General features: G+C 72.0%; 4 protein-coding genes. All 4 read left to right on the forward strand.

Annotation, left to right across the window (positions count from 1 at the left end; genetic code table 11):
• Nucleotides 1-1352 (forward strand): FtsW/RodA/SpoVE family cell cycle protein (locus BAW75_RS06110; protein ID WP_104112929.1); only part of this gene is annotated, 1352 nt, incomplete at its 5' end.
• The gene (locus BAW75_RS06115) at nt 1349-2857 is read left to right on the forward strand and encodes a peptidoglycan D,D-transpeptidase FtsI family protein (RefSeq protein ID WP_043327621.1); all 1509 of its coding nucleotides are present in this window, start codon (nt 1349-1351) and stop codon (nt 2855-2857) included. The genes BAW75_RS06110 and BAW75_RS06115, both read left to right, overlap by 4 nt.
• A gap of 1 nt (nt 2858) precedes the next feature.
• Nucleotides 2859-4256 carry a serine/threonine-protein kinase gene (locus BAW75_RS06120; protein WP_104112930.1) on the forward strand — a complete coding sequence of 466 codons (1398 nt, stop codon included), beginning with the start codon at nt 2859-2861 and terminating at the stop codon, nt 4254-4256.
• Nucleotides 4253-6088, forward strand: a complete 1836-nt coding sequence (pknB, locus tag BAW75_RS06125) for a Stk1 family PASTA domain-containing Ser/Thr kinase (protein ID WP_104112931.1) — start codon at nt 4253-4255, stop codon at nt 6086-6088. Before BAW75_RS06120 ends, pknB begins: the two co-directional genes overlap by 4 nt.
• Nucleotides 6089-6257: the final 169 nt, after the last annotated feature.

Genomic DNA, 6257 nt, shown 5'->3' on the forward strand with positions numbered 1-6257 from the left:
TGGTCGAGGCGAAGGCGCTGGACACGATCACGTCCGACTTCTGGATCCCGGCCGCCGCGCTGGGGCTGGTCTTCCTCGGCCTGCACCTGGTGATCCGCTGGCTGGCGCCGTACGCCGATCCGGCGCTGCTGCCGGCGGTGGCCCTGCTCAACGGCATCGGCGTGGGCTTCCTGCGCCGGTACGACCTGGCCAAGGCTGCGCCCGCGGAGCGGGAGGACCTGGCCATCTTCGCGGGCACCGGTGGCCGGCAGCTCGCCTGGACGCTGGCCGCCGTGGTGCTTGCCGCCGGGCTGCTGGCGATCCTGCGTGACCACCGGTCGCTGTCCCGGTACGCGTACACGCTGGGCCTCGCCGGCATCGTGCTGGTGATGATCCCGGCGGTGCTGCCCAGCCGCTTCTCCGAGATCAACGGCGCCAAGCTGTGGATCAAGTTCGGCGGGTTCTCCATCCAGCCGGGCGAGTTCGCCAAGCTGGCCCTGCTCACGTTCTTCGCCTACTACCTGGTGCGCAAGCGTGAGGTGCTCTCGCTCGCCAGCCGGCGGGTGCTCGGCATCGACTTCCCGCGCGGGCGCGACCTCGGCCCGGTGCTGGTGGTGTGGCTGGTCAGCCTCCTGGTCCTGATCTTCGAGAAGGACCTGGGCACCTCGCTGCTCTACTTCGGCATGTTCGTGGTGACGCTCTACATCGCCACCGAGCGGGTCAGCTGGCTGCTCATCGGTCTGATCCTGTTCTTCGGCGGCGCCTACCTGGCGTACGTGCTGGGCAGCACCGTGGGCGGCCCGTTCGCGAACTTCTACGACCGGGCGCAGATCTGGCTCGACCCGTTCGCCGAGCCGTACGACCGGGGTTACCAGTTGGTGCAGGGCCTGCTCACGCTCGGTACCGGCGGTCTGTTCGGGGCGGGTCCGGGTGGCGGCCAGCCGACGCTGCTGCCCGAGGTGCAGACCGACTTCATCTTCGCCGGCATCGGTGAGGAGATCGGCCTGTTCGGTCTCTCCGCGCTGCTGGTGATCTACCTGCTGATCGTGGAGCGGGGCCTGCGCGCCGCGCTGGCGGTGCGGGACTCGTTCGGCAAGCTGCTCGCCGGTGGCCTGGCGTTCACGCTGGGCCTGCAGGTCTTCGTCATCGTCGGCGGCATCAGCAAGCTCATCCCGCTGACCGGCCAGACCACCCCGTTCCTGTCCGCCGGTGGCTCCTCGCTGATGGCGAACTGGCTGCTGATCGCGGTGCTGCTGCGCGTCTCCGACGGTGCCCGCCGACCGGTGACCGGTGGTGGCGGCCCGGCGGCCCGGCCGTCCGGTGGTCCACCCGAGCAGTTGCACGGCGCCCCGACGGAGGTGATCCGACCGTGAACGCCCCCCTGCGCCGCGTCGGCGTGGTCGTGATGGTCCTGTTCGGGCTCCTCTTCGCGAACCTGAACTGGATCCAGGCCTACAAGGCCGACGAATACCGCAACAGCGACTACAACGGCCGGGTCCAGGTCGCCGAGTACGACCGCAAGCGCGGCAACATCGAGGTCGGCGGCACCGCGTACGCGCTCAGCAAGGAGACCGGCGGTGAGCTGAAGTACCAGCGCACCTACCCGGGCGGCGAGATGTACGCGCACGTGCTCGGCTGGAAGCCGGTAAACGGCAGCGCGAGCGGTATCGAGCGGGTGGAGAACGACTTCCTCGCCGGCACCAGCGACGCGCTGATCGCCAACCGGATCAAGGACATGTTCACCGGTGACGAGACCGGTGGCGGGAACGTGGTGCTGACGCTGTCGAAGCGGGCCCAGGAGACGGCGTACAAGCAGCTGAACGACAACCAGGTGGGCGCGACGAAGGGCGCGGCGATCGCGATCGACCCGCGTACCGGCGCGGTGCAGGCGCTGGTCTCCATGCCGAGCTTCGACCCGAATCCGCTGGCCAGCCACAACAGCACCGAGGCGGACCGGGCGTACAACACGCTGGAGAAGGACAAGGACCGGCCGCTGGCGAACCGGGCGCTGTCCGAGACGCTGCCGCCCGGCTCCACCTTCAAGATCATCATGGCGGCTGCCGCGCTGGAGAACGGCGTCGGCCAGCAGACCCGCATCCCGGCCGGCTCCAGCTACACCGCGCCCGGCGCCGGGCAGCCGATCCGCAACGCCGCGCCGTCGATCTGCCCCGAGTCGCAGGTGACGCTGCGCGAGGCGGTCACCGAGTCCTGCAACACCGGCTTCGCCCAGCTCGGCGTACGCCTCGGCGCGGACAAGGTGAAGGAGAAGGCCAAGCAGTTCGGCTTCGAGCAGGACGACCTCACCGTCGGCCAGCTCGGCGAAGGTGGCCTGCCGGTGGCGGCCAGCCGCACCGGCGACATGCAGAACCCGGACGGCAGCACCGACCCGGCCGCGCTGGCCCAGTCGTCGATCGGCCAGAACAACGTGCGGATGACGCCGCTGCAGGGCGCGCTGATCGCTGCCGCGGTGGCGAACAAGGACGGCAAGCAGATGCGTCCGTACCTGGTCAAGCAGTTGCTCGGGCCGGACCGCACCACCGTCTACGACCCCGCCCAGCCGCGCGAGCTGCGCCGCCCGATCAGCGGCCAGGTCGCCGCCGACCTGCGCGACATGATGCAGAACGTGGTGAAGGAGGGCACCGGCCGCCGGGCCGCCATCGACGGCTACCTGGTGGGCGGCAAGACCGGTACCGCGCAGTCCGGTCCGAACACCCCGGACCACGGCTGGTTCATCGGCTTCGCGCTGGACAAGGACGGCACGCCGCTGTCCGCCGTCTGCGTCGAGCTGGAGCAGGCGGGCAACGGCGGCAGCGCCGAGGCGGCCCGCATCGCCGGCCGGATCATGGCGGCGGCCATCGCGGACTCCGGGAGGCGCTGACGTGCTGAGCCCGGGGGTGAAGCTCGGCAACCGCTACCGCCTCGACGAGCGGATCGCCAGCGGTGGCATGGGCGACGTGTGGCGCGGCACCGACCAGGTGCTGGGCCGTACCGTCGCGGTCAAGAGCCTGCTCCCCGCGCTGCTGGACGAGCCGGGCTTCGCCGAGCGGTTCCGGGGCGAGGCGCGGACCATGGCGACCATCAACCACCCGGGCGTGGTCGACGTCTACGACTTCGGCAGCGACCAGCACATCGCGTTCCTGGTGATGGAGTACGTCGAGGGCGACGCGCTGTCGGCCACGCTCAGCCGGGTCGGCCGGCTGACCCCGGCACGGACCATGGCGCTGCTGGCCCAGGCCGCCGACGCGCTGCACGCGGCGCACGAGAAGGGCATCGTGCACCGTGACGTGAAGCCCGGCAACCTGCTGGTCCGGCCGAACGGCACGCTCGTGCTCACCGACTTCGGCATCGCCCGCTCCGAGCTGGTCGGCCAGCTCACCGCCGCCGGCTCGGTGCTCGGCACCGCCTCGTACATCTCGCCGGAGCAGGCCACCGGCGCGGTGGCCACGCCCGCCTCGGACGTCTACGCGCTCGGCGTGGTCGCGTACCAGTGCCTCGCGGGCCGACGCCCCTTCGAGGGGGACAACCCGCTCGAAATCGCCATGAAGCACGTACGGGAGACGCCCCGGGCGCTTCCGGCCGACATCCCGCCGCAGGTCCGGGCCATCGTGGAGCGGGCCATGGCGAAGGACCCTTCCGCCCGCTGGCCCAGCGCCGCCGCGCTGGCGAGCATCGCCCGGCAGGCCAAGCTCGCGCTCTCCCAGGCGGCCCGCGCCGGACGGCCCATCTCGGCCGCACCCGCCTCACCGGCCGCACCCGTCGCACGCGCTCAGGTGCCGACCGCTCCCCGGCCGCAGCCACCGGCCGCCGCCGCGCATCCGCAGCCCCGTCCGCCGGTCTCCCCGGCCCGTCCGCCCGTCTCGCCGGCCCGCCCGCCGGTGACGCAGCGCCCGGCCGTGATCGCCCACCCGGCCCCGATGTCCCGCCCGCCGGTGGCGCCGCGTGGCGCGGCACCCGTACCGCAGCGGCCCGTGCCCCAGCACAACCCCATGCCGTACGCGCGCCCGGCCGCGCCGCCCCCGCCCCGGCGCTCCCGGTCCGGGCTCTGGACGACGGCGATCGTGGTGGCCGTGCTGGTCATCCTCTGCTCGGGCGTGATTTCGTTCCTGTACCGGAAATACGGTGCTACCGCATCCGCTCCGGCGAGTGTGAGCGTGACCTCCGGCGCGGTGCGGCCGCACGGAGGCGACTATCCGGTCCGCACGTCGTACCGTCGTGAGGTACGCCTCCTGCCGGCCGACGGCGGTACGACGACGAGCGAAGGACGAGACACGCGATGACAGCGCAGGCCCGCCTGCTCGGTGGCAGGTATCAGGTCGGCGAGCTGCTGGGCTACGGCGGCATGGCCGAGGTGCACCGCGGCCGCGACCTCCGGCTCGGGCGGGATGTCGCGATCAAGATGCTCCGTGCCGACCTGGCCCGGGATGCCACCTTCCAGATGCGGTTCCGCCGCGAGGCCCAGAACGCCGCCTCGCTGAACCACCCGGCCATCGTCGCCGTCTACGACACCGGTGAGGAAACCGGCCCGACGGGCGAAACCCTGCCGTTCATCGTGATGGAGTTCGTGAACGGCAGGACGCTCAAGGAGGTCCTCGGCGTCGAGGGGCGGCTCCAGCCGCGCCGGGCGCTGGAGATCTGCGCCGACATGTGCGCGGCGCTGGAGTTCAGCCACCGGCACGGGATCATCCACCGGGACATCAAGCCCGGCAACGTGATGCTCACCCAGACCGGCCAGGTCAAGGTGATGGACTTCGGCATCGCCCGGGCGCTGGCCAGCGGCGCCACCACGATGACGCAGACCAGCGCGGTCATCGGCACCGCGCAATACCTCTCTCCCGAGCAGGCGCGCGGCGAGGCGGTCGACGCCCGCTCCGACGTCTACGCGGCCGGCTGCGTGCTGTTCGAGCTGCTCTGCGGCCACCCGCCGTTTGTCGGCGACAGCCCGGTCAGCGTCGCGTACCAGCACGTGCGGGAGCAGCCGCCGACGCCGAGCACGATCAACCCGGACGTCAACCCGGCGGTCGACGCCATCGTGCTCAAGGCGCTGTCGAAGAACCCGCTCAACCGCTACCAGAGCGCCGGTGAGATGCGGGCGGACCTGCTCCGCGCCGCCGCCGGCCGGCCGGTGCTGGCCACCCCGGTGATGCCGGCCGAGGAGACCATGCCGATGGGCGCCGCCGCGGGCGGCTACCAGCAGGCGCAGCAGACCCAGATGATGGGCCCGCAGACCCGCCCGCAGCCGGTGGCGCGGGTCGGTGACCCGGGCAAGCGCAAGAGCTCGTCCTGGGTCATCGCGGCGTTCGCCGCGCTCGGCGTGCTCGCGGTGATCGCGCTGGGGACAGCGCTCTGGCTCAACCAGGCCGGCAACGAGAAGGTGTCGGTGCCCCAGCTGGTGGGCCGGTCGGCGGACGACGCGAAGGCCGCGCTCACCCAGGCCGGGCTGCGGTACGCCCCCGGCGACCCGGTGCAGAACACCACCTGCGAGAGGGGCTCGGTGGTCGAGCAGAGCCCGACGTTCGGCCAGCGGGTGGACAAGGACACCGAGGTCACCGTCAAGGTCTGCACCGGCCCGGGCCAGGTCACCATTCCCGGAAACCTGACGGGCAGCACCTACGACGCCGCGAAGGCCCGCCTGGACGAACGGAACCTGGTCGCGGTGCGCGAGGACGTCAGCAACAGCGCGCCGGAGGGTCAGGTCATCTCCGTCTCGCCCACCGAGGGCAGCTCGGTCGCCGAGGGCAGCAAGGTGACGCTCAAGGTCTCCAAGGGCAACGTCGGCGAGGTGCCGACCGTCATCGGCTACACCGAGGAGCAGGCGACACAACAGCTCAAGGAGGCCGGCTACACGGTCCGGGTCCGGGAGGGCAACGAGGTCGACCCGTCCCAGGCGGGCAAGGTCAGCAAACAGTCGCCGGCCGGCAAGACGAAGCTGGCCAAGGGCGAGCGGGTGACCATCGAGGTCGACGTGCCGCGCGAGGACGAGGAGCCGACCAGCCCGACGCCGAGCGGCAGCCCCAGCACGACGCCGACCACGCCGGGCGGTGGTGGCGGCAACGGCGGCGGCAGTGGCTTCCCGTTCCCGACCATCGCGCCCAGCCGTACCGAACGCTGAGCATCACCTGACCGACGACGCGGCGGCGTCCCCGATCCCGGGGCCGCCGCCGCGCCCGTCCCAGCGCCCGCCCCTTCCCCGTCGATCATGAACTTGACGGCGACAAATCGGGCGTCGAACGCCGTCAACTTCATGATCGTCGGGGCGGGCGCTGGGACGGGCGCGGCGG

The organism is Micromonospora chalcea, from assembly GCF_002926165.1.
GTDB lineage: Bacteria > Actinomycetota > Actinomycetes > Mycobacteriales > Micromonosporaceae > Micromonospora > Micromonospora chalcea.

What these genes read in the sequence shown, in the direction of transcription:
- pknB (WP_104112931.1), top strand. Translation starts at nt 4,253, where the DNA reads ATGACAGCGCAGGCCCGCCTGCTCGGTGGCAGGTATCAGGTCGGCGAG.